This window comes from Marinobacter sp. NP-4(2019) (assembly GCF_003994855.1).
Classification (GTDB): domain Bacteria; phylum Pseudomonadota; class Gammaproteobacteria; order Pseudomonadales; family Oleiphilaceae; genus Marinobacter.
The window spans coordinates 262,924-286,823 of sequence record NZ_CP034142.1 but is presented as its reverse complement, the minus strand read 5'-3'; the positions used below and the strand labels follow the sequence as shown (position 1 = coordinate 286,823).

The 23,900-nt window shown below is 59.3% G+C and carries 22 protein-coding genes; 16 read left to right on the top strand and 6 right to left on the bottom strand.

Annotated features, from left to right (window positions below; genetic code table 11):
* Positions 1 to 16 precede the first annotated feature (16 nt).
* Both EHN06_RS01285 and EHN06_RS01280 read right to left on the bottom strand, forming a co-directional pair.
* A complete protein-coding gene (locus tag EHN06_RS01285) occupies positions 17 to 706 on the bottom strand; it encodes an anti-sigma factor domain-containing protein (protein WP_127329454.1) in 690 nt (229 codons plus the stop codon).
* Complete coding sequence (locus EHN06_RS01280; RefSeq protein WP_127329452.1) at positions 703 to 1,260, bottom strand: sigma-70 family RNA polymerase sigma factor; 558 nt, start codon at positions 1,258 to 1,260, stop codon at positions 703 to 705. Before EHN06_RS01280 ends, EHN06_RS01285 begins: the two co-directional genes overlap by 4 nt.
* Positions 1,261 to 1,436: 176 nt before the next feature.
* Between EHN06_RS01280 and EHN06_RS01275 the strand changes: the two genes are divergently transcribed.
* Genes EHN06_RS01275 through EHN06_RS01260 form a run of 4 tightly spaced genes read left to right on the top strand, consistent with a single transcriptional unit; the run spans position 1,437 to position 5,466 of the window.
* Positions 1,437 to 2,897 carry a DUF4331 domain-containing protein gene (locus tag EHN06_RS01275; RefSeq protein ID WP_127329450.1) on the top strand — a complete coding sequence of 487 codons (1,461 nt, stop codon included), beginning with the start codon at positions 1,437 to 1,439 and terminating at the stop codon, positions 2,895 to 2,897.
* A gap of 13 nt (positions 2,898 to 2,910) precedes the next feature.
* Positions 2,911 to 3,135: a hypothetical protein gene (locus tag EHN06_RS01270; protein WP_127329448.1), complete on the top strand. Its 225-nt coding sequence runs from the start codon at positions 2,911 to 2,913 to the stop codon at positions 3,133 to 3,135.
* Complete coding sequence (locus tag EHN06_RS01265) at positions 3,119 to 4,339, top strand: hypothetical protein (protein WP_228257380.1); 1,221 nt, start codon at positions 3,119 to 3,121, stop codon at positions 4,337 to 4,339. Before EHN06_RS01270 ends, EHN06_RS01265 begins: the two co-directional genes overlap by 17 nt.
* The gene (locus EHN06_RS01260; RefSeq protein ID WP_228257379.1) at positions 4,336 to 5,466 is read left to right on the top strand and encodes a HupE/UreJ family protein; all 1,131 of its coding nucleotides are present in this window, start codon (positions 4,336 to 4,338) and stop codon (positions 5,464 to 5,466) included. Before EHN06_RS01265 ends, EHN06_RS01260 begins: the two co-directional genes overlap by 4 nt.
* Before the next feature lie 78 nt (positions 5,467 to 5,544).
* On the opposite strand, the gene EHN06_RS01255 is transcribed toward EHN06_RS01260, so the two are convergent.
* The gene (locus EHN06_RS01255; RefSeq protein WP_127329446.1) at positions 5,545 to 6,162 is read right to left on the bottom strand and encodes a hypothetical protein; all 618 of its coding nucleotides are present in this window, start codon (positions 6,160 to 6,162) and stop codon (positions 5,545 to 5,547) included.
* A gap of 155 nt (positions 6,163 to 6,317) precedes the next feature.
* Positions 6,318 to 7,808 (bottom strand): amidase, encoded by a 1,491-nt coding sequence (locus EHN06_RS01250; protein ID WP_206075704.1) that lies wholly within the window; start codon positions 7,806 to 7,808, stop codon positions 6,318 to 6,320.
* Positions 7,809 to 7,860: 52 nt separating this feature from the next.
* Between EHN06_RS01250 and EHN06_RS01245 the strand changes: the two genes are divergently transcribed.
* Both EHN06_RS01245 and EHN06_RS01240 read left to right on the top strand, forming a co-directional pair.
* Positions 7,861 to 8,967 carry a hypothetical protein gene (locus EHN06_RS01245; RefSeq protein ID WP_127329442.1) on the top strand — a complete coding sequence of 369 codons (1,107 nt, stop codon included), beginning with the start codon at positions 7,861 to 7,863 and terminating at the stop codon, positions 8,965 to 8,967.
* 16 nt (positions 8,968 to 8,983) lie between these two features.
* Complete coding sequence (locus EHN06_RS01240; protein WP_127329440.1) at positions 8,984 to 9,745, top strand: sulfite exporter TauE/SafE family protein; 762 nt, start codon at positions 8,984 to 8,986, stop codon at positions 9,743 to 9,745.
* 12 nt (positions 9,746 to 9,757) lie between these two features.
* Here EHN06_RS01240 and EHN06_RS01235 read toward each other — a convergent pair whose 3' ends face one another.
* Positions 9,758 to 12,103, bottom strand: a complete 2,346-nt coding sequence (locus EHN06_RS01235) for a diguanylate cyclase domain-containing protein (protein WP_323053015.1) — start codon at positions 12,101 to 12,103, stop codon at positions 9,758 to 9,760.
* A 212-nt stretch (positions 12,104 to 12,315) separates the two neighbouring features.
* Here EHN06_RS01235 and EHN06_RS01230 point away from each other — a divergent pair, with 212 nt between their 5' ends.
* The 7 genes from EHN06_RS01230 (at position 12,316) to EHN06_RS01200 (ending at position 17,305) form a co-directional block, all read left to right on the top strand.
* Entirely contained in the window at positions 12,316 to 13,113 is a 798-nt protein-coding gene (locus tag EHN06_RS01230; protein ID WP_127329438.1) for a MotA/TolQ/ExbB proton channel family protein, read from the top strand.
* Positions 13,100 to 13,501, top strand: coding sequence for an ExbD/TolR family protein (locus EHN06_RS01225; RefSeq protein WP_127329436.1), 402 nt, complete (start codon positions 13,100 to 13,102; stop codon positions 13,499 to 13,501). The genes EHN06_RS01230 and EHN06_RS01225 overlap by 14 nt, the downstream gene beginning before the upstream one ends.
* On the top strand, positions 13,498 to 13,908 hold the full coding sequence (locus EHN06_RS01220; protein WP_127329434.1) for an ExbD/TolR family protein: 411 nt from the start codon (positions 13,498 to 13,500) through the stop codon (positions 13,906 to 13,908). The genes EHN06_RS01225 and EHN06_RS01220 overlap by 4 nt, the downstream gene beginning before the upstream one ends.
* Positions 13,908 to 14,735 carry an energy transducer TonB gene (locus EHN06_RS01215; protein ID WP_127329432.1) on the top strand — a complete coding sequence of 276 codons (828 nt, stop codon included), beginning with the start codon at positions 13,908 to 13,910 and terminating at the stop codon, positions 14,733 to 14,735. Before EHN06_RS01220 ends, EHN06_RS01215 begins: the two co-directional genes overlap by 1 nt.
* A gap of 207 nt (positions 14,736 to 14,942) precedes the next feature.
* Positions 14,943 to 15,461: an Hcp family type VI secretion system effector gene (locus tag EHN06_RS01210; protein WP_127329430.1), complete on the top strand. Its 519-nt coding sequence runs from the start codon at positions 14,943 to 14,945 to the stop codon at positions 15,459 to 15,461.
* A 414-nt stretch (positions 15,462 to 15,875) separates the two neighbouring features.
* The gene (locus EHN06_RS01205; protein WP_127329428.1) at positions 15,876 to 16,325 is read left to right on the top strand and encodes a hypothetical protein; all 450 of its coding nucleotides are present in this window, start codon (positions 15,876 to 15,878) and stop codon (positions 16,323 to 16,325) included.
* A gap of 278 nt (positions 16,326 to 16,603) precedes the next feature.
* Positions 16,604 to 17,305, top strand: a complete 702-nt coding sequence (locus EHN06_RS01200; protein WP_127329426.1) for a hypothetical protein — start codon at positions 16,604 to 16,606, stop codon at positions 17,303 to 17,305.
* Here EHN06_RS01200 and EHN06_RS01195 read toward each other — a convergent pair.
* Positions 17,302 to 19,992, bottom strand: a complete 2,691-nt coding sequence (locus EHN06_RS01195) for a nitrate reductase (protein WP_127329424.1) — start codon at positions 19,990 to 19,992, stop codon at positions 17,302 to 17,304. The two genes, EHN06_RS01200 and EHN06_RS01195, sit on opposite strands and share 4 nt — an antisense overlap.
* Before the next feature lie 438 nt (positions 19,993 to 20,430).
* Here EHN06_RS01195 and EHN06_RS01190 point away from each other — a divergent pair, with 438 nt between their 5' ends.
* From EHN06_RS01190 to EHN06_RS01180, 3 genes are all read left to right on the top strand, one after another.
* Positions 20,431 to 21,051 (top strand): ANTAR domain-containing response regulator, encoded by a 621-nt coding sequence (locus EHN06_RS01190; RefSeq protein WP_127329422.1) that lies wholly within the window; start codon positions 20,431 to 20,433, stop codon positions 21,049 to 21,051.
* 23 nt (positions 21,052 to 21,074) lie between these two features.
* A complete protein-coding gene (locus EHN06_RS01185) occupies positions 21,075 to 22,301 on the top strand; it encodes a CmpA/NrtA family ABC transporter substrate-binding protein (RefSeq protein WP_127329420.1) in 1,227 nt (408 codons plus the stop codon).
* Positions 22,302 to 22,531: 230 nt separating this feature from the next.
* Complete coding sequence (locus tag EHN06_RS01180) at positions 22,532 to 23,887, top strand: CmpA/NrtA family ABC transporter substrate-binding protein (RefSeq protein WP_127329418.1); 1,356 nt, start codon at positions 22,532 to 22,534, stop codon at positions 23,885 to 23,887.
* Positions 23,888 to 23,900: the final 13 nt, after the last annotated feature.

Genomic DNA, 23,900 nt, shown 5'->3' with positions numbered 1-23,900 from the left:
ACCACTCTCACCGGAGTCACAGCTCGTAGAGCTTGGTAACATGGAGGATCGGGCCGGTTGGCGCGCCGGTTGGCGAACCACCACGTGGCTCAAGGCTGATAGCCAAAGTACGGCTCTGACTCAGGGTTTCACGAGCTTCGTCCGTGAGTTCCACCTGATACACCTCCCCCACCGGAATCACCCCCAGTGACAGCGGATCGCCATTGTCCGGCACGATCCACAACTCGTAGTCCTTGCCAACCTCGGCCGACGTTGCGGCCACAGACCTCAACCGCAGACGGTTATCGCGACCGGATTCACTCACCAACCACAGCGGATCACTGACGTCTGCCTGAACAATCGCACCGGACAGCGTCGGCTCCGGGGCGGGCTGCTGAACCAGCATGACCGCCAGCACCACTGCTGCCGCCGTCGCGAGCAGGCTCCAGGCTGGCCAGACTCTGTTTGCCGCCTGCCTGGGCGCGGGACGTTTCGTTTCCTGGGGCCAGAGCCGCTGCTGGATCGCCAGCCACACGGATTCCGGCGGCTCCCGCTCCGGCACCCGATCACCCAATTGCCCGAGCTTTTCCTCCCAGTACCAGACTTCCTGCCGGACCCGCCCCGACTCCATCATCCAGCGTTCAAAGCGGTTTCTCGCTTTGCCCTTCAACGAGCCAAGGACATACTCAGCGGCGAGACTTTCGATTCTTTCCGGCGTCTTTTTCATCGTTCCAGGCACCTCTTCAACGCCATCAAACCACGGCGGATCCAGCTTTTGACGGTGCCAATAGGCGAACTCAGCGCCTGGGCCAGTTCGTCATGGGTGAACCCCCGGTAGTAGGACAACAGGATACTGTCTCGCTGGACATCGCTCAGTTCGTCAAGGCAGCCAGTCAGCTGTTCTGCACCGGCACGTCGTAACGAATGGTCCAGGGGACCGCTGCGGGGATCCTCCACCTGCTCCAGGTATTCGTCTCCGGCGGTTTTTCGCACGGCGCGGGCCCTCATCAAATCGAGGGTGCGGTAGCGGGCAATGGTCAACATCCAGCTCAATGGTGTCCCCCGATCACTGTGATACTCCCCGGCATGATGCCAGATCTGCACAAACGCATCCTGCAAGGCTTCCTCTGCCAGTTCCTGATGTCCCGCCAGCTTGAAGCACAAGCCGAACATTCGTGCTGCAATCTTCTCGTACAGTCGCTGAAACGCCTGACGATCGTTACGGGCAACCGCCACCAGCAGCGTCATCAGCTCTTCCTGTTCTACTTCTGTGTTTATCATTGCGTTCTCCGCACCGTGTTCTTCCACTGACCTATTGCCTACTACGTTTCCCCGTCCGGTCAGGATGCACCCGCGTCCGGTTAGGCCCACTCAATTTTTTCTTTGTGACCTGCATCTTTTTTTTAAGCCGTACCGTTTCTCCGTATGCAACACCAACAATAGATGAGGAAAACGGAATGAACACAGTAATTAAACGCTCCGGCCTCGCCCTCGCGATTGCCGGAATCTGTCTGACAGCAGGCACAGCCTCTGCCTCCAGCCACCGCGAGGCGCCGTTCATCACCGAAGTTCCCAAGGTTGATGGCACCGACTTTTACATGTTCCGAAGCTACGAAAGCGGTCGGGAAAATTTTGTCACCCTGATCGCCAACTACCTTCCGCTTCAGGACGCGTACGGCGGTCCCAACTACTTCGACCTGGACGAGGACGCCATCTACGAGATTCATATCGATAACTCCGGCAACGCCCGGGAGGACATCACCTTCCAGTTCCAGATGCAGGATGTTCTCAACGACATTCAACTGGATGTTGGAGGCGAAATGGTTTCTGTGCCGCTGAAGAACATTGGCGACGCCACCGACAATGCCAACGTGCAGATGCGACAGGAGTACACCGTCACCGTTATTCGTGGCGATCGGCGCACCGGCACACGCCAGATGGCCACCAACGCGACCACCGGCACGGAAACGTTCGCCAAGCCACTGGATAACATAGGTGGAAAATCCTTCGCTGACTACGAAGCCTATGCCAACCAGCACATCTTTGACATTGCGATTCCCGGATGCGGTACCGAGGGCCGGGTTTTCGTAGGTCAGCGCAAGGAAGCATTTGCGGTGAACCTGGGTGAAATCTTCGACCTGGTCAACACCAACCCACTCGGTCCGCGCAATGGTGAAGGCGCGGGGGATCTGGCCGACAAGAATACCACCTCCTTTGCACTGGAAGTGCCCACTGCCTGCCTGACCGGCAGTGCCCAGACTGCCTCGGGTGACCCGGTCATCGGAGGTTGGACCACCGCCAGCGTACGTCAGGCACGTGTGCTGAATCCGGCGCCAAGCGCCAATGGCAAGGGTGCAACGGTGGAAGGCGGTGCCTACACCCAGGTTTCACGGCTGGGTATGCCGCTGGTCAACGAGGTGGTTATCGGCCTGAAGGACAAGGATCGGTTTAACGCCAGCGAGCCCAAGGATGATGGCCAGTTCCTGACCTATGTGACCAACCCGACACTGCCCGAGTTGTTGGAGATTCTCTTTGGTGTGACAGCCCCCAACAACTTCCCGCGGAACGACCTGATCACCGCCTTCCTGACCGGTGTTCCGGATCTGAACAGTCCCGATGGCGTCACCGCTTCAGAAATGTTGCGGCTTAACCCGAGCATTGCCACCACTGCCGCCGGCGCGCAGAACGACCTGGGTGTCCTCGGCGGGGATAACGCAGGTTTCCCCAATGGCCGCCGCCCGGTTGACGACACCGTCGACATTTCGCTTCGCGTTGCCATGGGCGTGCTGGCGGATCCCGCCGACGCTCCCGATGGTGACCTGGAGTACACCGACGGTGTACAGCTGGACCCAACGGAGCTGAGAACCGCCTTCCCATACCTGGCAACACCGATTGCGGGTTCACCTAATGACATCTGAGGGAGGGACAACCATGACACTCCGAATTGGGATTGCCCTGATCGCAGTACTGGCACTGGCAGGCTGTTCTGACGGCTCCAGCAATGGTCGGGGATTGGGTCTGTCGGTTGATTTCACCACCTTTGTGAAGAATGAAATCAAGCAGACCGACAACGAACGCAACGCGGTTAACATCAACGAACTGGAGTTCATCTTCAATGATCAGGACAACGAACAGGCCTATGACGACCTGTTTTGAATCCTGCGGGCTCCGCCGTCAGTCTGACTCCGATCCTGGGCTGACGGCCTTCTACCCTGCGCTGCGGCGCAGGGCTTTTTCCATCGTCTTGCTGATCACAGCGCTGGCCATGGAAACGGCACTGGCTGCTCCCGCAGCGATTGAAACAGAGTTCAACGATCAGGAAATACTGATCACGCTGCCCCCGGAAGCATTAACACCCGAGACACATCCAGATTCGGCACCGGCGCTAGCCGACCACGTTCAGGATTACCTGCTACAGGCACGTTCCCAGGGGGACCCACGCTACCTGGGCTATGCCCAGGCGTTATTCGAGCGCTGGCCAGAAAGCAGAATGACCGACCGACTGAAGATTCTCCGCGCCACACTCAATCAGAGTCTTCACCGTTTCGAGCCCGCCCGCGAGGAACTGACCAACATCCTCAGCGCGTCGACCAGTGATCACCGGCATATCAACCAGGCCCGGCTGACTCTGGCCAACCTGGAACTGGTGCAGGGCAACTATGAATCCGCACGTTCCCATTGTCAGCAATTGGCGGATGATTTTCCCGGCCTGATTGCGGCCAGTTGCCTGGCCCAGGTGGAGGCACGAACCGGCAACCCGGAAACCGCTTACCAATCTCTTCTGGCGCAGACACGCCGGTCACCCACCGGCGATACCAGCAGCCGGACCTGGGCCCTCGGCACCCTGGCCGACATTGCCGCGCAACTGGGCAGACCCGAAGCCGAAGAACACTGGCGCCAGGTGCTCACCCTTACACCAGACGACCTCTACACACGAACGCAACTGGCTGACTGGCTGCTCGAGCGGGGCGAAAATGAAGCGGTGATAGAGCTGACCGAGCAATACGAACAGGTCGACTCCCTCGCGGTCATCCGCGTCATTGCCATGAAGCGCCACCGGCATTCCGACGCCGGAACACTCTCCGCCAGGCTGGATGAACGCTTTTCTGAGGCACGCTGGCGCGGCACCCTGCTGCACCAGCGGGATCTCGCACGTTACGCCCTGGACGTTGAAGGCAATGCCAAAGCTGCCCTCGCCCACTCCCTGGCCAACTGGCAGGACCAACGTGAACCTCTGGACACCCGCCTGCTGCTCCGCGCCGCAAAATCAGCCGGTCGCGATTCGGTTTCGGCCGACGTCAGGGCCTGGCTGGATAAACATAACCAGCGCGATGCCCGCTATCCGGAGGTGCGCTCATGATGCCCGGGCTTCTTCGACTCACCCCGGTCCTTGCCGCGTTACTGTTCATCGCGATGCCGGCATGGGCTCACAAGGCCAGTGACAGCTTTATTTATGTCGACCAGACACAATCACAGGTACGCATTGATCTCGCCCTGCGAGACCTTGCCCTGGTATTGCCTCTGGACCGCAATGGGGATGGCAAACTCAACGGCGCCGAAGTCCGCACGGGTCGCGTCGCCATCACCCGGCTGGTCGATCAGGGTCTGGCCCTCAGCAACGACAGTGGCGCCTGTCGGTTGACCGGCAGGCAATGGGGCCTGTCCCGCCACAGCGACGGCCCCTACGTCGCCGGGCGCTACCAGGTTGCCTGTCCGGACAATCAGGCACCGGAGTCCCTCACATACTCGCTGCTGTTTGAGCAGGATCCCCTGCATCGGGCACTGGTCAGCGTGACTGACCGCCAGGGTGAAAGCCTCGGTGTATTGGCGCCCGATGACCGAACAATGCCTCTGGGCACCGGCGCCAGTACATTCGGCAACAGCCTGAAACTGTTTGCCAGCTTCCTCTACGAGGGCATCATCCATTTGCTGATCGGGCTCGACCATATTCTGTTTCTGCTGGTACTGATGCTGCCTGCCACCCTGCCAATGAACACCCGCCGGGCATCCGCTCAGCATTACGATCTCAAACCCCGTTTACTGGAGTTGGCAGGCATAGTCACGGCCTTCACCGTGGCGCACTCCATCACCCTGGCATTGGCGGCACTGAATATCGTGACACTGCCCATCGCCTGGGTGGAAACCGTCATTGCCCTGTCCATTGCCGTCGCTGCGCTGAACGTGTTCTGGCCGATCCTCGGTCGCAAAACCTGGAAGCTGGCCTTCGGGTTCGGACTCATTCACGGCTTCGGTTTCGCCAGTGTGCTGGGGGATCTGACATCCGGCGTATCGCAGACAGTCATCGCGCTGGCTGGCTTTAACCTGGGTGTGGAACTGGGGCAGCTGGGCTTATTGGTGATTCTGTTCCCGCTGCTGTACCTCTGCGGCCGGTTCCGGCTCTACCAACGTGCCGCAGTACCTGCCGTATTGCTGATGGTGGGCGCTCTTAGCCTGTACTGGGTGGCTGAACGGGCCACCGCTATCTAGCGGCTAGTGGAACCTGAATAAACGCCCGGCGCCATTACTGTCGTCGGGCGTTTCCGTCAGCTTGTTGTTCAGCAGGGCTCAGTGCAGGGCGCGCATCTGCCTTGGGTAGAGCGCTGCACTCACCTCCGGCTCTTCCAGCAGATCTGCCAGCTCGCGATCCACTTCGGTTTCTTCACCCTCATCCGGCAACGGCTCGAACAAGGTGCTCAGCCAGGCTGTCACGGACGGAGCTTCATCCCGCTTGTAGTCCGTCGACAGGGCCTTGATGCGGCGGAATCCGATGATACGTTGGTGCTTGGGATCCCGGATTTGCTCAAACCCTCGCCAGTAGACGTGGTCACGGGTGTGCAGCTGCACGAACAGTGTGTCGATGGGGTCGGAGGGCTCGGCCTCCTCAGCGTTATCTTCCCTGGTTGCCCCGGCGGCATCCGCAGTCTCGTTCTCGGGTTTCTTATGGCGAATGGTGGTCCAGGCGGGATAGAGCACCGCCACGGCGTCTGCTTCCACATGCTCGCGGGCAGCACGGAGGATTAAACCCCAGCGAGCCTTGTCGGCATCGGTTTCAAGAGAATTGATGGGCAAGTCGTAGCTTTGTTCACTGGACAGGACAATAGCCATCATCGGGGCATCAAGCTCCCCCATGGCCTCGGCCTGTGCTACAGATACCAATTCGTCGATTGCCATCGGTTGGTTCATAAGACGCTCGCCTCCTCGATGCCATCAGGGTCTGTCAGGAAGACTGAGGCCTTCCTGACTTACAGCATAGCCTGTTCCGGCTATAAAGATAAACGTGGAATTGGCCGGGACGGATCACAAACCGGAAATGCAACCCTGCCCGCCAACGCCGGGCGTCAGTTGATCCCTTCTTCCAGTTTCTCATACCGGGAGAACCAGGGATTGGCTTCTTCCAGCTGGGCCGCCAGTTGCAACAGCAATCCTTCGCTGCCATGGGCACCCCCGAACTGGACACCAACCGGCAGGCCCGACGACGTCCAGTGCAGGGGCACGGACATCGCCGGGGTTCCGGTCAGATTCGCCAACTGGGTGAAGGGCGTGCGGGCGAGGTTTTCCATGGCCATCTGATCGACCTGGCCGCTCTTGTGCACCAGCTTGCCGGCCTTCAGTGCCAGCATCAGCCTGGAGGCGAGTTGCAGGTGGGACGGTGTCTCCAGCTCTCCAATCTTCGCCGGGAGCTGGCCGGTGGTCGGGCACAGGTACAGATCAAACTGACCGAAATACGCCCCCAGGGCGCGGGAGAAATCGTTCCATTGCTGGCGGCGGCTGACATACTCCGGCAACGGCAGGGTACGTCCCAACATGCCTATCAACCGGGTGTCCAGCTCGAAATCATTCTCGCTGGCACCAAACTCCACTTTCGCCTTTTCCATCAGCACCGACACTTCGCCGAAATACAGCCCCAGGTAACAGCGGGCCAGTGCCATACCATCAAATTCGGGGCCGGCATATTCCACATGGTGGCCCAGGCTTTCCAGCAAACGCGCGGTTTCCTCCACCGCTTCCACGCATTCCGGTGCCACCTCGGTCTGGTAGGGCGACGTGGTAAACATGCCAATGCGGAGTTTGTCCGGCGTCCGGCGCACCAGGTCCGCATAGGGTTCGGAGGGCGGTGGAATCACGAACGGGTCACCGGGCGCCGGCCCGGCCAGCACGTCCAGCATGGCGGCACTGTCCCGAACGGTGCGGCTGACCACATGATCGGTGGAAGCACCGGTCCAGGCCTCCCCCACAAAAGGCCCGGAGGATATACGACCACGAGAAGGCTTAAGCCCGAACAATCCGTTATAGGCGGCCGGAATACGGATAGAGCCACCACCGTCATTGGCACCAGCCATGGGCACAATGCCGGCGGCCACCGCCGCACCGGAACCGCCACTGGAACCACCAGGCGTCAGGCCGGTATCCCAGGGATTGCGGGAGGGGCCCCAGAGAATGGATTCGGTGACCGCTTTCAGGCCAAACTCCGGGGTGGCGGTGCGTCCGAGAAAGACCAGGCCACCTTCCCGGGCGCGGCGGACAAACTCCGAATCCCTGGAAGCAATATTGTTTTTCAGCCCGCGACTACCATAGGTACACGGTTGACCTTGCTGCTCCTGGGCCAGGTCTTTCAACAGCAGGGGAACACCGGCAAAGGCCGCCTCCTTGTCGTATGACTGGGCCAGGGCTTCGGAAAACTGCGGGGAACAAATGGCATTCAGGCGGCCATTGACCTGATTTGCACGCTCGATCGCCGCTTCACATACTTCCCGGGACGACACGTCTCCCCGGCGAATCAGGTCCGCCAGTGCCACCGCATCGTATTTTTGGTATTCGGATTGCTTCATTGTTGCTTCCATTTGTTATTCTGAGATCTGAGGAGTCACGGGTATAACGTTTATGAAGACAAGACTCAATAGTCGCCTCCTGACTGTCCTGTTTGTCCCGCTTGTATTTTTGGCGACCCTGGCCAGGGGGGCGGAGTCGGTGGATGACTGGAAAGACGTCGTTCGCAGCTCACCCTACTGGGTCAGTCAGGGCGTCTACGACAACATTGTCACTATCCGGCGCTGGGTGCTGAAGGAATCCGGTTACTGTTCCGATAGCGAACGACACATCCTGTACAACATGCGCGGGCAGTTCCTCGGCTATATGAACGATGGCAAAGACCGTGAGGAGACCCAGAAGCGACTCAATGAGACCCGTGCCCGGCTGGCAGCGGAAGGGCGTGCCGACACCTGGGCGCAAGGTAGCGAGGGCACCACCGGCTATCCCTTTGCCCTGGCGTGCGATCAGCCCCACGTTAACCTTGAGGAAGCCAGGGCCCGCTATCTCGGCACCCTGCCCGCCGACCTGGTCTGGGGCGACTGGGATGACCTTAGCTTTGCTTCCGCTGACAGCCCGCAGTCCCTCCACAACGCGTTATTGTATGTATACAACACCCGCAAACAGCAGCAGAGGGTTGATCTGCCCAGAGAGTTGATCCGCTATCTCGGCGGCCAGGTGCTGATTGAAAGCGGCGGTCAGCAACGGGCACACTCCACCGCCAATGCCCGCGGCATTCTTCAGTTGTCCCCACCAGCCCTGAAAGATTGCAGGATTCAGCCCGTTCACTACTGGCACCGACTGGCGCAAATTGACTGTGCCCTGCGCCTGATTGACCAGAATGCGCGCAACCTGCAACCCGCCTTTGAGGAACGTTTTGGTCATTTGCCACAAGCCAAGCAGGATCGCCTGTTTACCCTGATGCTGGTACAGGCCTATCACGGCGGCGCGAATCGCGTGAGGAGCCTGCTGGACGACGACAACCTGTCCAAACCGGCGGCCTATTTTGCTCAACATCATGATAACTATACGGCTGGGGATATCGCGTTCGGCATGATCTTCCATAACCTGGGCCGGGACCGGTTCGGACTGGCCTCGCTGTATTATGTGGCGGATGTGCAACTGGCCACCGAAGCCCTGTGCAACAGCCCGAAACTCAAGGATACCGACTTTTGCAACTGACCGCCGGCAAACACTCGTGGAGCTGATCCTGATCCCGGAGAACCTGTCTCCCTACATCGCGGTGTTCCTGCTGCTCGCCTCCGCCATTACTTCGATGATTACTGCCAGCCTGGGGGCCGGTGGCGGGGTGTTGTTGCTGGTGCTCATGGCCATGTGGGTACCTCCCGCGGCCATTATCCCGGTGCACGGCATGATTCAGCTTGGTTCCAACGCGGGGCGGGCGGTCCTGGCGCGCCGCCACACCGACTGGAAAACCATTGCTGCCTTTGCCCCGGGGGTCATCGCTGGTGCCGGGCTGGGTGCCTGGCTGTTAGTGGACCTTCCCGCCCACCTTTGGCAACTGACGATAGCCCTGTTTGTGCTGTACCTGTGCTGGGGGCCAAGCCTGCCGAAAGGCGCATTCGGGCCTTTCGGTGTCTTCCTGGCTTCGACGGTCACCAGCTTTGTCAGCCTGTTCGTAGGTGCAACCGGCCCCCTGGTCGCGGCGTTTATCAAGCAGATGCATACCGAAAGGTTTACCACCGTCGCCACCTTCGCCACCGCCATGTGCCTGCAACATGCGCCCAAGGCACTGGTGTTCGGGGTCGCCGGCTTTGTCTTCCATGATTGGCTGGTGTTCATTCTGGGTATGATTGCCAGTGGCTTTGCCGGCACCTGGATTGGCCTGCACATGCTCAGGACCATGAGCAACCGGTTGTTCAGCCTGGCTTTCAACATTCTTCTGACAGTGCTGGCACTCAGACTCCTGTGGCAAGCGGCCAGTGCCGGCCTGTTTTGACCGGGAAGGAAATCAGGGCTCGGGAACCGGCACCACAACGACTTTGTTGCGCCCTTGAGCCTTGGCGATGTAGCACCCCTCATCGGCACGGGCCACCACCTCCCGGGGTCCGGAATCCCCGGGCGACAACCCTGTCAGGCCAATGCTGGCAGTCACCCCGAACGAGCGTCCGTCCTGCTTGATGCGCAGCGCCTGAACACCCGCGCGGATTTTTTCCGCCAGCACCTCGGCACGATCCAGCCCGCAGGCCGGCAGAATGATACCGAACTCATCTCCGCCCAGGCGCGCCACCGTGTCTGACTGACGTACGGAGTCCTTGAGCAGGTCCGCCAGGCGTTTCAGCAGGTCATCCCCAAGCAGGTGCCCGCCTTCGTCATTGATCGGTTTGAAGTAGTCCAGATCAATCAGCATCAACACACTGACGGACGCCTGCTCGTCAACCTGGCCCAGGCATTTCACCAGTGCAGCACTAAATGCCCGCCGGTTCAGCAACTGGGTCAGGCTGTCGTGAGTGGCTTCCCAGGACAGCCGCTCTTCCTGGCGCCGGCGTTCGCTGTCATCCCGCAGTACAAATACCAGCCGTTCATTTTCCTGGCCCTTGCGCAGGTGCAACATGGTGAGATCGATATCAAAGATCTGCCCCCTGGCATTACGCAGGGTCACATACAGGCTCTCAAAGTCTTCGCCCGCGAGAAAATCCGGGGCTTGCCACTGACGCTCCTCATTTTCGATGACGATGCGTTCGAAGAAATTCTGATTCTCGCAATTCTCCCCATTGCCGATGAACGAACACGCGGCGCGGTTGGCGTAGCGGATCACTCCGCCGGTATCCACCATCAGCACGCCTTCCTGCAACACCGCGAGGATGCTGTCCGCCCGCTGCTGCTCTTCCCTTAGCGCCTGCTCGACTTCCAGTTCATGGGTAATATCCCGCACGACCGTGATGGTCCCCAGGGATTTTTCCGGCGTCTCGATCGCAGCCGTCATCACATCCGCCCAGATTGCCTCGCCGGAGGAACCACGCAGCAACCGGAAACGCCCGCGGAACACCTCGTGGTTACGCAAGGCGGCGTACCATTTCCGCAACGCATGCTCCCGATCATCCTCATGGACACCCGCAATCAGATACTTATGGAGCAGCCCGTTGCCGACGCTGTCGGTAATTTTTTCAAAGGTCGGATTCACAAACTCTATCCGGCCCAGGACATCTGTCTGAACAATGCCAATGGGGGCACTCTGGGTCAGTGAACGGAAAAACGCTTCCCGCTCAGCCAGTGACGACAGCACCTCATCCCGCTCCTCCATCACCGTATTGAAGGTTTCCGCCACCTGGCGGATTTCCCGTACGCCCGTGACGTCCACCGGTGTCGTACGGACCCCCAGGTGTCGCTCGGTAATCTGGTGTCCGAGGACATCCATGGGCGTCATCAGCCGCCGAAACACCACATAGGCGAGGGGGGCGAGCGTAACGATCACCACCAACAACACCCATAGCAGGTTATCCAGCAGGCGCCCGGCGGGCGCAAACGCCTCCCTCGCGGGCCACACGGCGGCAACAAACCACGGGACCTGGTCCATCTGTTTCACCGCCATGATGGTCTGATCGCCGTCACCATTTTCCGAATCGAGAACCCCTTCAAATCCGGACATCGCCTGCTGCAGGGCGGCATTCCTGGCCGGCACGGGTTCCATCACGACACCGGTCCTGCCATGGGCCAGGGTAATGCCAGCCCGGGAGGCGACACCAACATAGCCGGATTTGCCGATACGTACCCGACCGACATCCCCCATGAAATTGTCCGCATCGAGCAGTATCGCGCCCGCGATCATCCCGATAAATTGGCGGTCATGATCGAAGACAGGGGCAGTAATCATGACGACTGGCTCATCCTGATAGAATGATCGGAAAGGCTGGCTTATGACGGGAGTCAGTTGCCGGGACGTTTTTAGGAAATACTCCCGGCCACTGACATCCCGGCCTTTCTGGGCATACGCCTCCGGGTACTCGGCAAGGATCCTGCCATCGGCGCTGACCAGGAAAAACGCATCGAACAGATGACGCAAAGCTATCTCACGGCGAATCAAAATGGTGGCCCGGGAGTGCATGACATCCTCACTCATACTCAAGCCTTCGCTGATTTCGGCCAGGATGGCCAGGCGTTGTGCAAGTTTGTCATCCAGTTCCCTTGCGACGAGACCGGCAATGGTGACCACTTCGGCCTTCGCCTGGGTTTCCAGTTCACCCTGACTGACCAGAGTGCCAGCAACCGTGACAACAACCGCCGACAGAACGATAACAAGAATGACGAACGCAACGGCACGGTTTACCAGACTGCCCAACCAGCGTTTAATCAGCACAGCGACGCGACTCCGGACACACAGAAACAAGATAGCCCGCTCTGTAGTAAGTGATAGAGATGATTAAGCACAGGTTAGTTCACGGCTATTGAAGTTAACGACATGGTTTCAGAATCTTAACAGACCCCCTACCTCATCTCAGGTTACAAAACTTGAATATTTAGTGATAATCGTTATTATTTAGATCTATTTATTCGTTTCGAGGCAAAACCATGTCTGAAGTTCCCCTTGCCAACTCTCCGGAAACCCTGGCGACACCGCTCAGCCAGCTGATAGACATGGGTGGGCCCGTGATGGTGGTTTTGCTTGCGCTGGCCGTTGCAGGGGTGGTGACTTTTATCTATCTGATGCTTTTTGGCGCCTTCTACGCCCCGCGCCTGACCGGAAAACTTAAAAACGCGATTACCTTTTGGCAAGAAAACCTGTCTGATCAGGCCCCGAAACGGCTTCGCAACCAGGCAAGTTTCTGGTCACGGCTGAATCCTCTGCACCACCTGTTGGCAGACACCATGGAAAACCAGTTGGCGGGCCGTAGCCCACAACAGGTGCGTGAGACCGCAGCCCGGGACGCACAGCGATCCCTTGAACCGTTCGAGGCACCACTGAAGATCATCGAAGTGATTGCCGCCCTGGCCCCCCTGCTGGGCCTTCTGGGCACGGTTCTCGGTATGATGGAAGCCTTCAGCGCCATGGCCGCAACCGAAGGCCGGGCCAATGCCAGCCAGCTCAGTGGCGGCATTTACGAAGCGCTGACCACCACGGCGGCCGGTCTGGTGGTGGCCATCCCCTTCGCCGCGCTGGCGGCCTGGATCGAATTCCGCCTGCGCCGGATCCACAAAACCGTCAACGGCGCCCTGGTCAGCGTGCTTGCCGTCGACCCGAACAGCCAGCAGGATACGATTTACTCCGCTGCTGACGAGGCCCCGGAACCGGCAGCCGATGCGGCTGCGCAACCCACCCGCGAAGTCGCCACCGAGTCCCGGAGCCATCTGGCACATGCAACTGGTTGATCCGAGGCCACGCCGCCCGATACCGATCCGGATAACACCGCTGATCGACGTCGTCTTCATCCTGCTGGTGTTCTTCATGCTCACCAGTCGGCTGCTGCCGGTGGATTTTCTGGAACTGTCCAACAAGACAAGTGATACCAGTCCCACCACCGGCGAGCCGATTCCGGAGCTTCGGGTGTTGACCGATGGGCGTCTGGAATGGAAAGACCAAACTCTCACCCTGCCAGAGATCTTGCCCACGTTGCAGGCAAACGGGATTCAGGAGGTGAACGTCAGTACCGCACCGGAAACCGGGCTCAACCACTTCACCCTGACCTTGAGCAGGCTTGAGGATCAGGGCATTACCGCCCACTGGAAACGGACACCGGTATCCGGGAGCCGCCCGTGATCGAACTGGTTCCACCGCCGGCGACGTCCGGCAAGACTCTGATGGAGCGTGTGGAAGACTCTCTTCTGCCGCTGATCAACCTGGTGTTCCTGCTGCTGATGTTCTTTATCGTGGCCGGACAACTGGCGGATACCCCCTTACCGGAACTGCCGGCTGCAGCCCAGGCCGAAGGCCGGCAACCACCCCATGCCGATCTCATGATCTCGGCCGACAAGGGCTGGCACATCGACGGCGAAGCGGTCTCCAGGGAAGCCCTACCCACCAGGCTTCCCGCCCCGGACGCATCCACGCCGCTGAAGATTGCCGCTGGCGAAAATGTGCCCATGTCGGACCTCGAGGACTTGCTTCAGCTGCTGGAGGATAACGGCTACACCGAAGTCATTCTGCTGACGGAGCCCATGCACTAATGGTGGCAAACCGCAAAGTAAGGGGACTGTTTCTGGTTCTGGCCGTCTTGATTACCGCTATAGCGGTGGTTGTTGCGATGCCTCGCAACGTGCCGCCGCTAGCCTCCCTTGGCGAATCATCCGTCAACACCGCTCCGGCCATGAAAATCTCCCTCGCGGGCGCGCCCCGTAATGAAGCCCCCAAGGAAGAGCCCAAGGAACAGCCCGTCGAGCCAGAGCCAGAGCCAGAGCCAGAGCCAGAGCCAGAGCCAGAGCCAGAGCCAGAGCCAGAGCCAGAGCCAGAGCCAGAGCCAGAGCCAGAGCCAGAGCCAGAGCCAGAGCCAGAGCCAGAGCCAGAGCCAGAGCCAGAGATTGTGCCGGAGCCAGAACCGGAACCACAACCCGAGCCGACGCCAGAGCCGGTGAAAAACCCTGCCCCTGAACCGGTGGAAGAAACGGATCTTCCGGAAGCGGAGGAATACGCCGAAGACACCACGGAAGAGAGCGCCGAGGACAGCAGCGCTGATCAGCAGGTTGAACTCAGCGCCGGTAATTCCTCGGAGGTGGACAATTACCTGACCCGACTGAGCCGCCACCTGAGCCGATATTACGAATACCCCCGACGGGCCCGCCGGCTGGGGCAGGAGGGTGCACCGGTGATCATCTTCGAGTTCAGTCGCGACGGCACCCTGCTGAGCCATTCCCTGAGAAACTCATCGGGCCATGAGCTGCTGGACGAAGCGGCCATGGACATGCTGGAACAGGCTGCACCGCTACCAGAAGTTCCTGAATCCATGCAAGGTAAAAGCTTCAGCTACGCGCTCCCGGTGCGCTTCCGGTTACGCTGAAGCCGGGTAATTTATTGCCCGGCCAGCAATCCCCCGCCTGACCCGAAGCAAGCTCTTGCCCAACCACCTCACACGCACCGGCACCAATACAAACTAGCCTTTGTTTTTAAAGACTTTTCCAGTTCTGGCACAGCTCTTGTTATGACGTGGACCGTCCAGGGAAGAACCCGGGGACATTTATTCATTCACACGTCATGGAGCATGACTATGCCAACTCCTTGTTATATCAGCATCGAAGGACAGACTCAGGGCAACATCACCGCTGGCGCATTCACTTCCGACTCTGTCGGTAACATCTACGTGGAAGGGCACGAAGACGAAGTGCTTGTTCAGGAATTCAGCCACGTTGTCACCGTTCCGACCGACCCACAGTCCGGCCAGCCTTCCGGTCAGCGCGTCCACAAGCCGTTCAAGTTCACCTCTGCACTGAACAAGGCCACCCCGCTGATGTACAACGCCCTGGCATCCGGCGAGATGCTGCCGAAGGTCGAGCTGAAGTGGTACCGCACCTCCGTTGAGGGCAAACAGGAGCACTTCTTCTCCACGATTCTGGAAGATGCCACCATTATCGACATCAACTGCAACATGCCGCACTGCCAGGACGCCGCCAGCGCCGACTTCACCCAGTTGGTCACCGTTTCCCTGTCCTACCGCAAGGTGACCTGGGAGCATGCCGTTGCCGGTACTTCCGGTGCTGATGACTGGCGTTCGCCGATCGAGGCATAAGAACCACAAGCTTTTGGGGCCCTTAGGGTCCCTTCTCTTTTTTCAGGGATGAAAATATGAATACTCAACTATCCGGCGAGGACATTGATAAGATCAGAGCAATCATGAAGGCATTTTACGGACAATCGGTTGCAACGGGATTCACTGAGAGCAGCGTAACAGAGGAAACCGTTCGAGCGATCGCCCACATGCTCGTTGAAACAGTCGACTGTAGTCGATGGGTTGATGCAGTTCCAACTCCGCAGGACTTGCTAAGACCGACCCGGACGATCACTAAATGGGCTCTGCGACTGATTCGCGAGGCTGGGAAACCTTTTCTACAGAATCAAGTAAGAGTAAGCTGGCTTTGCCGAAATGTCCGTTCTGCCCAGTTCAGAACTTCCATCGAAACGACATTAAGATGAGAATCGCATCATGCCAAGGATCGGTCTAGTTGTAGCTTTTTTTCTCCTGCTTTCAGGCTGCGCTTCACATTCTGCTCTGACAATTCAACCCCACAGTCAATTGGCTATAGAAGTGCCAAGCGATATGTTTTCCTCCATCAAGGTGAGGGACGGCGAACTTCTTTTTCTGACGAACAATCAAATCATTGGTTTCGTCAAATCAGATGAAATCCCCAAAGCAGTGCGCTCGGAAAAAGCAGCGGACACGGCACTTACCCTTTTTGAAAGCGTCTCAGAAGGCTCTCAAAAGCCGTCATGGATAGATCACGTTCCTGAGGCTCAGGTGTTTGGAGTAGTTCAAGGAGATTTTCGAACGATATTTATCGTGCCCAACGGCTCCGAGCAATTTCTCGTTACCTTCCAGGGGCCATCTGAAAGCTCAAGGGCAATTCGTATTAATGGCGCCAAGGTCTTCAATTAGACAGGCATATTGATAGGGAATGTCTGCATCAATCCCTATCCGATAGACCTGCAGCGTGATGCCGACTATCTCGACCTGCTCGATACCTTCACTGAACGCCCGCCCGGAGAATCAGACTAACTGTCACCACTTATTTATATCTGGTGACAGTTAGTCTGATTCCGGGCGGTGGTTCAAGCGGCAGCTTCGTCTGAGGCTTCCGCTTTCTCGCGCAGCATGGACGGTGGTAACCTTAAGACCACCCATCGAAGGAAAACGAACATTCAGGTTTGCTCACGATGACCATCTCCAGAAATAACGCTATTGGCCTGGGCAAACTGATGTGTTCGGTCACCGAAGAATTGCTGTGGCAACCAGCCGCCAGCTGGATCAGGGCGCGCGGCCGTGGCGGTTCGCTGCTATGCCGGGTCGGCTCCGGCCAGGCTACTTACCACCGTTACGACCCCCGAACCAGGCAGCATCAGATTACCTATGGTGTTCGCATGATCATCGCCAAGCAGCAGGCTGAAAGTGCCATGGGCTGGCTCTCAAGCCGGGAAATCCAACAGCGGGGGTATTTCGGCGGCGAACTGACCACTCTCAACCTGCTGGCACACACCTGTTGCCATGAGTTTGCCCACCTGCTGCAATACAGCGCTGGCAAACGCTTTCATGGATCGGTGCACAACCGCCATTTCTACGAGATTCTCGATCAGCTTCATGAAAGCGGAGGCGCGCGGGCAACGAGGGATTACCTGGCTGAGCTTGCCCGGCAACAAGGGCTGCCGCTGCCTCACGAGCCGTTCGAGATCATCCAGCCCCGACAACTGGCGGCCAACTGGCAGGTAGGGGATGAGGTCCGATTTGACCATGGCCGCAGCCAGCACCATGGCAAGATCATCCGGGTAAACCGGAAAACCTGTACCGTGTCAGGTATCGGCCCCTCACGGGGACTCCGCTATCGGGTGCCGGTATCATTATTGGGCACTCCAGACGGTTAACCGGTGGTTTCTTCTACCCGCGGCGTGGCTGGCCCGGCGGTCTGTTGTTCCACCAGTCCCTTCAATTCCGGCAGGCAAGAGCCACATCCGGTACCGCACTGCAATTGCTCGCCCAGCAGCTCAACACTGTCGGCACCTTCCTCGATGGCCCGGCATATCTGCTTTTCCCCGACCTGGTAACAACTGCATACCAGAGCACCGATGTCCTCGGTGTCGACCGAGCGGGCCGCCAGCAGGCAACGACGGGTAGCTTCGCCCAGCTCCTCCATCGTAAAACAGTCGGCGAGCCAGTCCACGGCGGGCAGGAGCGTTGGGTCCCGCTCCACCATCAGCACCGCCTCCAGTTTGCCCTGCGACAATCGGGCTGCCCGGAACCGGCCTTGCCGCTGATCCTGCATCACCAGTTGCGGTCGGCCACCCAGCCACTCCTGAACCATGGCCGGCCAGTCAACGTTGGTGCGCCCCGCCAGCCACCAGCTATCACAGGCGTCCAGGGGCTGCATCGCCCAATAATCCGCCCGCCAGCGCCGGGGCCGGTTCTTGCGCACCAGTAACCGGCCGTGCCAGCGTGCAGGCCAGCGCGTCAGTCTGCCCCGCCCATGCTTGGCTTCGGGCTGGCCGGAAAGCGGATCCGTAATACTCCGGGTCAGGGCGGTGGCGACCCCCTCTCCGGTAAACTGTCGATTCCAGTGAATCGGCACAAAAACCTCCCCCTGCCGCTGGCCCGGGTTGATATGAACCCGGCCAACAAACTGCCCCTGATCGCCTTCCAGGGTGGCCAGCCCATTCGCCTCCACACCCAATGCTTCCGCATCCCTGGGGTGGACATCCACGAAAGGTTCAGAGCGATGAGCCAGCAGACGGGATGCCCGTGCCGTGCGGGTCATGGTATGCCACTGGTCACGAATCCGCCCAGTATTGATAATCATCGGGAATTTGCCATCAGGCTGTACTTCCGGCAAGCGGGTCTTGACCGGCACCAATCGGGCGCGTCCATCGGCGGTGGCAAAACAACCGTCGGTGAACAGCCTCGGGGTCGTATTATCCGGACCTTCCCGCACCGGCCATTGGGTTGGTTGTAGTGAGTCGTAGGCGCTATCGCTCAGGTTCGCGAGACCGGAAATATCAAAGGCCCGGCTACCGTCATTCTCGTAGCCGGAGAGCGCCGCATGCTCACGAAAGATATCCGCAGGGCCGTTATAGTCGAAACAGGCCCTATGCCCCAGGCGCCCCGCCACGGCGGAAAGTATCCACCAGTCCGGCTTCGCCTCACCCGCAAGGGGCAGGAACCGGCGCTGGCGCGAAATACGACGTTCAGAGTTGGTGACCGTGCCGTCTTTCTCTCCCCACCCCGCGGCGGGCAACAGGATATTGGCGTAGTCCGTGGTATCCGTGTGGCGGATGCAGTCGGACACAATCACCGTCGGACACTGTTCCAGCGCCTTGCGGACCCGGGCGGATTCCGGAAGGCTCACTGCAGGGTTGGTTGCCAGGACCCACAACACCTTGATCTCGCCCCGCTCGACCGCATCGAACAGCTCGACGGCCTTGAGCCCTGGTCCATCGGCCACGTTATCGCATTGCCAGAAACGAGCCACCCGGTCCTTTGCGCCCGGGGTGTCATAGTCCATGTGGGCGGCGAGGGTATTGGCCAGGCCACCCACTTCACGCCCACCCATGGCGTTGGGCTGCCCGGTCAGGGAAAACGGACAGGCCCCGGGCTTGCCGATGCGGCCAGTAGCCAGGTGACAGTTGATGATGGTGTTGCACTTGTCGGTGCCGGAAGCGGACTGATTGACACCCTGGGAGAACGCGGTCACCGTCCGTTGCTGCTCGGTGAACCAGCGATAGAAGACTTCTACGTCATCCCGCGCAAGGTCACAGGCTTCGGCAACGAATTCCAGAGTGGGTGCCGCCGCCTTCGCTTCCGCCAGCGTCTCTTCAAATCCACTGCAATGGTCAGCAATGAATGCTTCATCAATCGCCCCGGCTTCCGCCAACCACACCAGCAGCCCGTTGAACAGGAGGGTGTCGGTCCCCGGTTTCAGGGCCAGATGGAGATCTGCCAGATCACTGGTGGCGGTCTGGCGGGGGTCGATGACCACCACCTTCCTGCCCGGACGGGCTGACGCCTTCATGCGCTGATAAAGCACCGGATGGGCCCAGGCCGCGTTGCTGCCAGTGAGTACCAGCAAGTCCGCAAGCTCCAGGTCCTCATAACAGCCGGGAACCAGATCCCCGCCAAAGGCCCGTTTGTGGGCCGCCACCGCCGATGACATGCAAAGTCGGGAATTGGTGTCCACATTCGGGGTACCGATGAATCCCTTCGCCAGCTTGTTGGCCACGTAATAGTCTTCGGTCAGCAGCTGGCCCGACAGGTAAAAGGCAACCGAGGAGGGGCCGTAAGTCTCCACAGCGGTTCGAATGGCATCGGCAACCGTATCAATCGCCTCCGGCCAGGTTACGGTGGCGCCGGCCACTCTCGGGGCCAGCAGCCGGCCATCGTCGCCCAGGGTTTCTCCCAGGCTCGCGCCTTTGACACACAGGCGCCCGCCGTTCGCGGGATGGCTCTCGTCACCAGCCACTTCCGGCTTTCCCGCGACAGACGCCACCACACCACAACCCACCCCGCAATAAGGGCAGGTGGTCTTTATTTCGTTTTCCTGGTCACTCAGAGGCACCAACATGTCTGCTCCACTGATGAAAGGCCAACAAAAAAGCCCGCCATGATCCCACCTTGCCTGACGGAGGAATCGTGACGGGCTTCGTTGCCTGCATCCGTTTAATACTCTGTGTCTGTATAGAGTGGTTAGCAAATCGGGGGCCAGGCCGACAAAGTGCCTGATAACCAACAGCTTGGCGGAAATGTGGCCGGTACACCGGCTGCTGGCGGCCACATTGTGGTGCATATTCCGCACTTCGTGCACAGGTGAGAGGCACCACACGCTGCTGTCGAACCGGCCATTACGCCCAGAGAGCGCTCTAACCTCCTGTTTTCCGGCCACTCGCCATGTATGGCAGATAAATTGCTGTATCCGGGTTGTGAACGTCCGATAACGGACTCAAACCAAACGCTATGCCGCGGAGTGTCGATCATTCCGCGTTATGAACATCGAGGAAACGTCATGCAGTCATCAGAGTCTTTGCGAATTCTACTGATCGACAACAATCCGGAGCGCGCCAGTAAGGTGTGTGCGGCCCTGACCCACAGCGGTCATGAAGTCATCCGCCAGCGCCCCGACGCAACCGGACTGACGGCCGCTGTCGCCCGTGATCAGCCGGATATGGTGATCATCGATATGGACTCCCCGGATCGCGACACCCTGGAAAACATGAGTACGTTGAACGACCATGCACCACGGCCCATCGTCTTCTCCGCGGACCAGCCCGGCGATCGCGCCACCATTCAGGCTGCGGTTCGTGCCGGCGTCAGCGCCTATGTGGTCGACGGCATCAAACCCGAGAGCGTCCGCTCAATCATCGATTCCGCCATTGCCCAGTTCGAATCCTTCCAGGCCCTGCGGACCGAACTGGCGGAGACCCGCGGTGCCCTTGAGGATCGCAAGTACATCGAGAAGGCCAAGGGCCTGATCATGAAACACGAGAACTGTGACGAAGACAGCGCGTTCCAGATGCTGCGGTCGGCGGCCATGGACCACAGCGAACGTCTTCCGGATATGGCACGTCGGATTATCACCCTGCTGGAGGGGCAATCGGCCGCCCCGGCGGTAAAAAAGGCGTCCTGATCACCCGAGGCGAATCTGCTCCCATGGCCATTCCCACCCCCATCCGTCGCCACACTGTCTTTCATCTCAGGCTCGGATTCGTGCCGCTGCTCGACAGCGCCCCCCTGATCATGGCCCAGGAAATGGGCCTGTTCGAGGCCGAAGGGCTGAGGGTCGAGCTGGTTCGTGAGAGCTCATGGGCGTCCTTGCGGGACAAGATCAGCTTCGGTCTCCTGGAAGGCGGTCACATGCTGGCCCCCATGCCACTGAGCATGTCCCTGGCAACGGATCGCCCCAGGGTACCGGTGACCACCGGCATGGTATTGAGCCGCAACGGCAACGGCATCACTCTGGGCAACGATCTGTTTGATAGACTGGTCCTGTCCGGCGTTGACCTGAGACAACCGATTGAAACCGCCCGCGCATTAACCCGGCTCGCAAGGAAGCGCCAGAAGCCGATCCAGCTTGCGTCGGTTGCTCCGTGGTCAAGCCACGATCTGCAACTCCGTGACTGGCTCGATTCCGCCGGAGCCGTTAACGGCGAGGATTTTCACATCATCCCGGTGTCACCGGTACAGATGATGGACGCCCTTCGGAGTGGCGCCATCGAAGGCTGTTGCGTCGGCGAACCGTGGAACAGCGTCCTTGAACGGCGCCAGCTTGGTCATATCCTGCATTCCGGGCACCAGATCTGGCAAAATGCCCCGGAGAAGGTCATGGGGCTTCGGGCCGACTGGGCCGAGCAGCACCAGGAAATGCATCGCCACTTGATTCGCGCGCTTCTCGCTGCCTGCCGCTGGCTGGACAGCCCCAACAATCACGCCATGCTGGCGCGGATTCTCGCCCGCCCGGAATATCTTGGGGAATACTTCAATCGCAACATTGGCGAGCAGTTTCCCCTGCACCCGGCCGGTGGTAACAGTCCGTTCCACCCCAGGCTGCACCAACATTTTTTTCACAACTCGGCCAACTTTCCCTGGCTTTCCCAGGCCCATTGGCTGGCCACACGCCTGATTGCTCATCAGCAGCAACTGGCACACCTCGATATGCCGTCGATACAACGAATTTTCCGCCCCGATATCTTCCGGGAGGCCGCCGGCTCCCTGGGTATAGATGCACCGGTTATCGACAGCAAAACCGAGGGACAACATCCCTGCGCTTTTACACTGAATGGTCAGTTCGGTCCTGTGGATGTCTCCAGCGATTCCCTGCTGGGAGAACAGCTTCACGACTGGCAAGCCAGCCCGACCGTGCCCGCAAACAAAGCCTGACGCACCAATAACGCTCGCCTTTGCCGGGCCCACAGCCCTTGCCAGCCTCAAAGACACAACAAAACTCTTTATTTTCAGAATCTTAAAAACATGGCACGAGGCCTGCAAAGACAACTAGAGATGACATTTTACCGATAACCAACCAGGTTTCCCGGGCATCGACGCCCGTTTCCCATTAGTGGGGAGCGGGCGTTTTTTGTTTGGGGAAAAGCAAACTGCGGGAGAGACTCATGAAGCTGAAGACACTGGCAATCTCACTACTGATACTGGGTGGAACCGGCACGGTTCAGGCCGACATCGGACCGGCGGAGAAGCCGGACCTGAAACTGGGCTTTATCAAGCTCACCGACATGGCGCCGCTGGCCGTTGCCTGGGAGCAGGGCTTCTTTATGGACGAAGGCCTGTTTGTGGAACTGGAAGCCCAGGCCAACTGGAAAGTGCTGCTCGATGGGGTGGTGACCGGTTCGCTGGACGGCGCCCACATGCTGGCCGGGCAGCCGCTGGGTGCGACCATTGGCTACGGTACTCAGGCCGACATCATCACCGCTTTCAGCATGGATCTGAACGGTAACGGCATTACCGTATCCAACGATGTCTGGGAACAGATGCGCCCGCACATCGACGATAACGACGACGGCCAGCCGGCGCATCCGATCAGTGCATCCGCCCTCAAACCGGTCATTGAGCAGTACCGCAACGAAGGCGAGCGCTTTCGCATGGGGATGGTGTTCCCGGTTTCCACCCATAACTATGAACTGCGCTACTGGCTGGCGGCCGGCGGACTGAACCCCGGCTACTACGCTCCACAGCGTGGCGATACCAGTGGCACACTGGAAGCGGATGTTCACCTGTCAGTGACACCGCCGCCACAGATGCCCGCCACCATGGAGGCCGGCACCATCCAGGGCTACTGCGTCGGCGAACCCTGGAATCAACAAGCGGTGTTCAAGGGCATCGGCGTACCGGTGATTACCGATTACGAGATCTGGCCCAACAACCCGGAAAAAGTGTTCGGGGTAACCGAAACCTGGGCGGAACAATACCCCAACACACACCTGCGTCTGCTGCGCGCGCTGATTCGCGCCGCTCACTGGCTGGATGCGAATGACAACGCCAACCGGGAACAAGCGGTGAAGATTCTCGCCCGCTCAAATTACGTCGGCGCCGACGAGGAAGTGATCGCCAACTCTATGACCGGCACCTTCGAGTATGAGAAAGGCGACGTGCGTGAGGTACCAGACTTCAATGTGTTCTTCCGCCATTACGCCACCTACCCGTACCCGTCGGACGCCATCTGGTACCTGAGCCAGATGCGCCGCTGGGGCCAGATCCCCGAACCCAAGTCCGATGATTGGTATATGGAGACCGCCGCCAAGGTTTACCGCGCGGACATCTATAAGGAAGCCGCCCGCTCACTGATCGAGGATGGCACCCTCAGTGCGGAAGACTTTCCGGACCTGGACGCGGAAAACTTCGCCCGTCCCTACCAGGGTGAGCTGATTGACGGCGTTGCCTTTACCCCCCGGGAGCCAAACGCCTACATCGACAGTTTCGACATTGGCCTGAAAGGGTCACAAACCCCTTAATTACGTGATTGTC

Bases quoted from the DNA above. Each gene is read 5' to 3' on its own strand.
- EHN06_RS01285 (WP_127329454.1), bottom strand. From the start codon at position 706: ATGAAAAAGACGCCGGAAAGAATCGAAAGTCTCGCCGCTGAGTATGTC.
- EHN06_RS01280 (WP_127329452.1), bottom strand. From the start codon at position 1,260: ATGATAAACACAGAAGTAGAACAGGAAGAGCTGATGACGCTGCTGGTG.
- EHN06_RS01275 (WP_127329450.1), top strand. From the start codon at position 1,437: ATGAACACAGTAATTAAACGCTCCGGCCTCGCCCTCGCGATTGCCGGA.
- EHN06_RS01270 (WP_127329448.1), top strand. From the start codon at position 2,911: ATGACACTCCGAATTGGGATTGCCCTGATCGCAGTACTGGCACTGGCA.
- EHN06_RS01265 (WP_228257380.1), top strand. From the start codon at position 3,119: ATGACGACCTGTTTTGAATCCTGCGGGCTCCGCCGTCAGTCTGACTCC.
- EHN06_RS01260 (WP_228257379.1), top strand. From the start codon at position 4,336: ATGATGCCCGGGCTTCTTCGACTCACCCCGGTCCTTGCCGCGTTACTG.
- EHN06_RS01255 (WP_127329446.1), bottom strand. From the start codon at position 6,162: ATGAACCAACCGATGGCAATCGACGAATTGGTATCTGTAGCACAGGCC.
- EHN06_RS01250 (WP_206075704.1), bottom strand. From the start codon at position 7,808: ATGAAGCAATCCGAATACCAAAAATACGATGCGGTGGCACTGGCGGAC.
- EHN06_RS01245 (WP_127329442.1), top strand. From the start codon at position 7,861: ATGAAGACAAGACTCAATAGTCGCCTCCTGACTGTCCTGTTTGTCCCG.
- EHN06_RS01230 (WP_127329438.1), top strand. From the start codon at position 12,316: ATGTCTGAAGTTCCCCTTGCCAACTCTCCGGAAACCCTGGCGACACCG.
- EHN06_RS01225 (WP_127329436.1), top strand. From the start codon at position 13,100: ATGCAACTGGTTGATCCGAGGCCACGCCGCCCGATACCGATCCGGATA.
- EHN06_RS01215 (WP_127329432.1), top strand. From the start codon at position 13,908: ATGGTGGCAAACCGCAAAGTAAGGGGACTGTTTCTGGTTCTGGCCGTC.
- EHN06_RS01210 (WP_127329430.1), top strand. From the start codon at position 14,943: ATGCCAACTCCTTGTTATATCAGCATCGAAGGACAGACTCAGGGCAAC.
- EHN06_RS01205 (WP_127329428.1), top strand. From the start codon at position 15,876: ATGCCAAGGATCGGTCTAGTTGTAGCTTTTTTTCTCCTGCTTTCAGGC.
- EHN06_RS01200 (WP_127329426.1), top strand. From the start codon at position 16,604: ATGACCATCTCCAGAAATAACGCTATTGGCCTGGGCAAACTGATGTGT.
- EHN06_RS01195 (WP_127329424.1), bottom strand. From the start codon at position 19,992: ATGTTGGTGCCTCTGAGTGACCAGGAAAACGAAATAAAGACCACCTGC.
- EHN06_RS01190 (WP_127329422.1), top strand. From the start codon at position 20,431: ATGCAGTCATCAGAGTCTTTGCGAATTCTACTGATCGACAACAATCCG.
- EHN06_RS01185 (WP_127329420.1), top strand. From the start codon at position 21,075: ATGGCCATTCCCACCCCCATCCGTCGCCACACTGTCTTTCATCTCAGG.
- EHN06_RS01180 (WP_127329418.1), top strand. From the start codon at position 22,532: ATGAAGCTGAAGACACTGGCAATCTCACTACTGATACTGGGTGGAACC.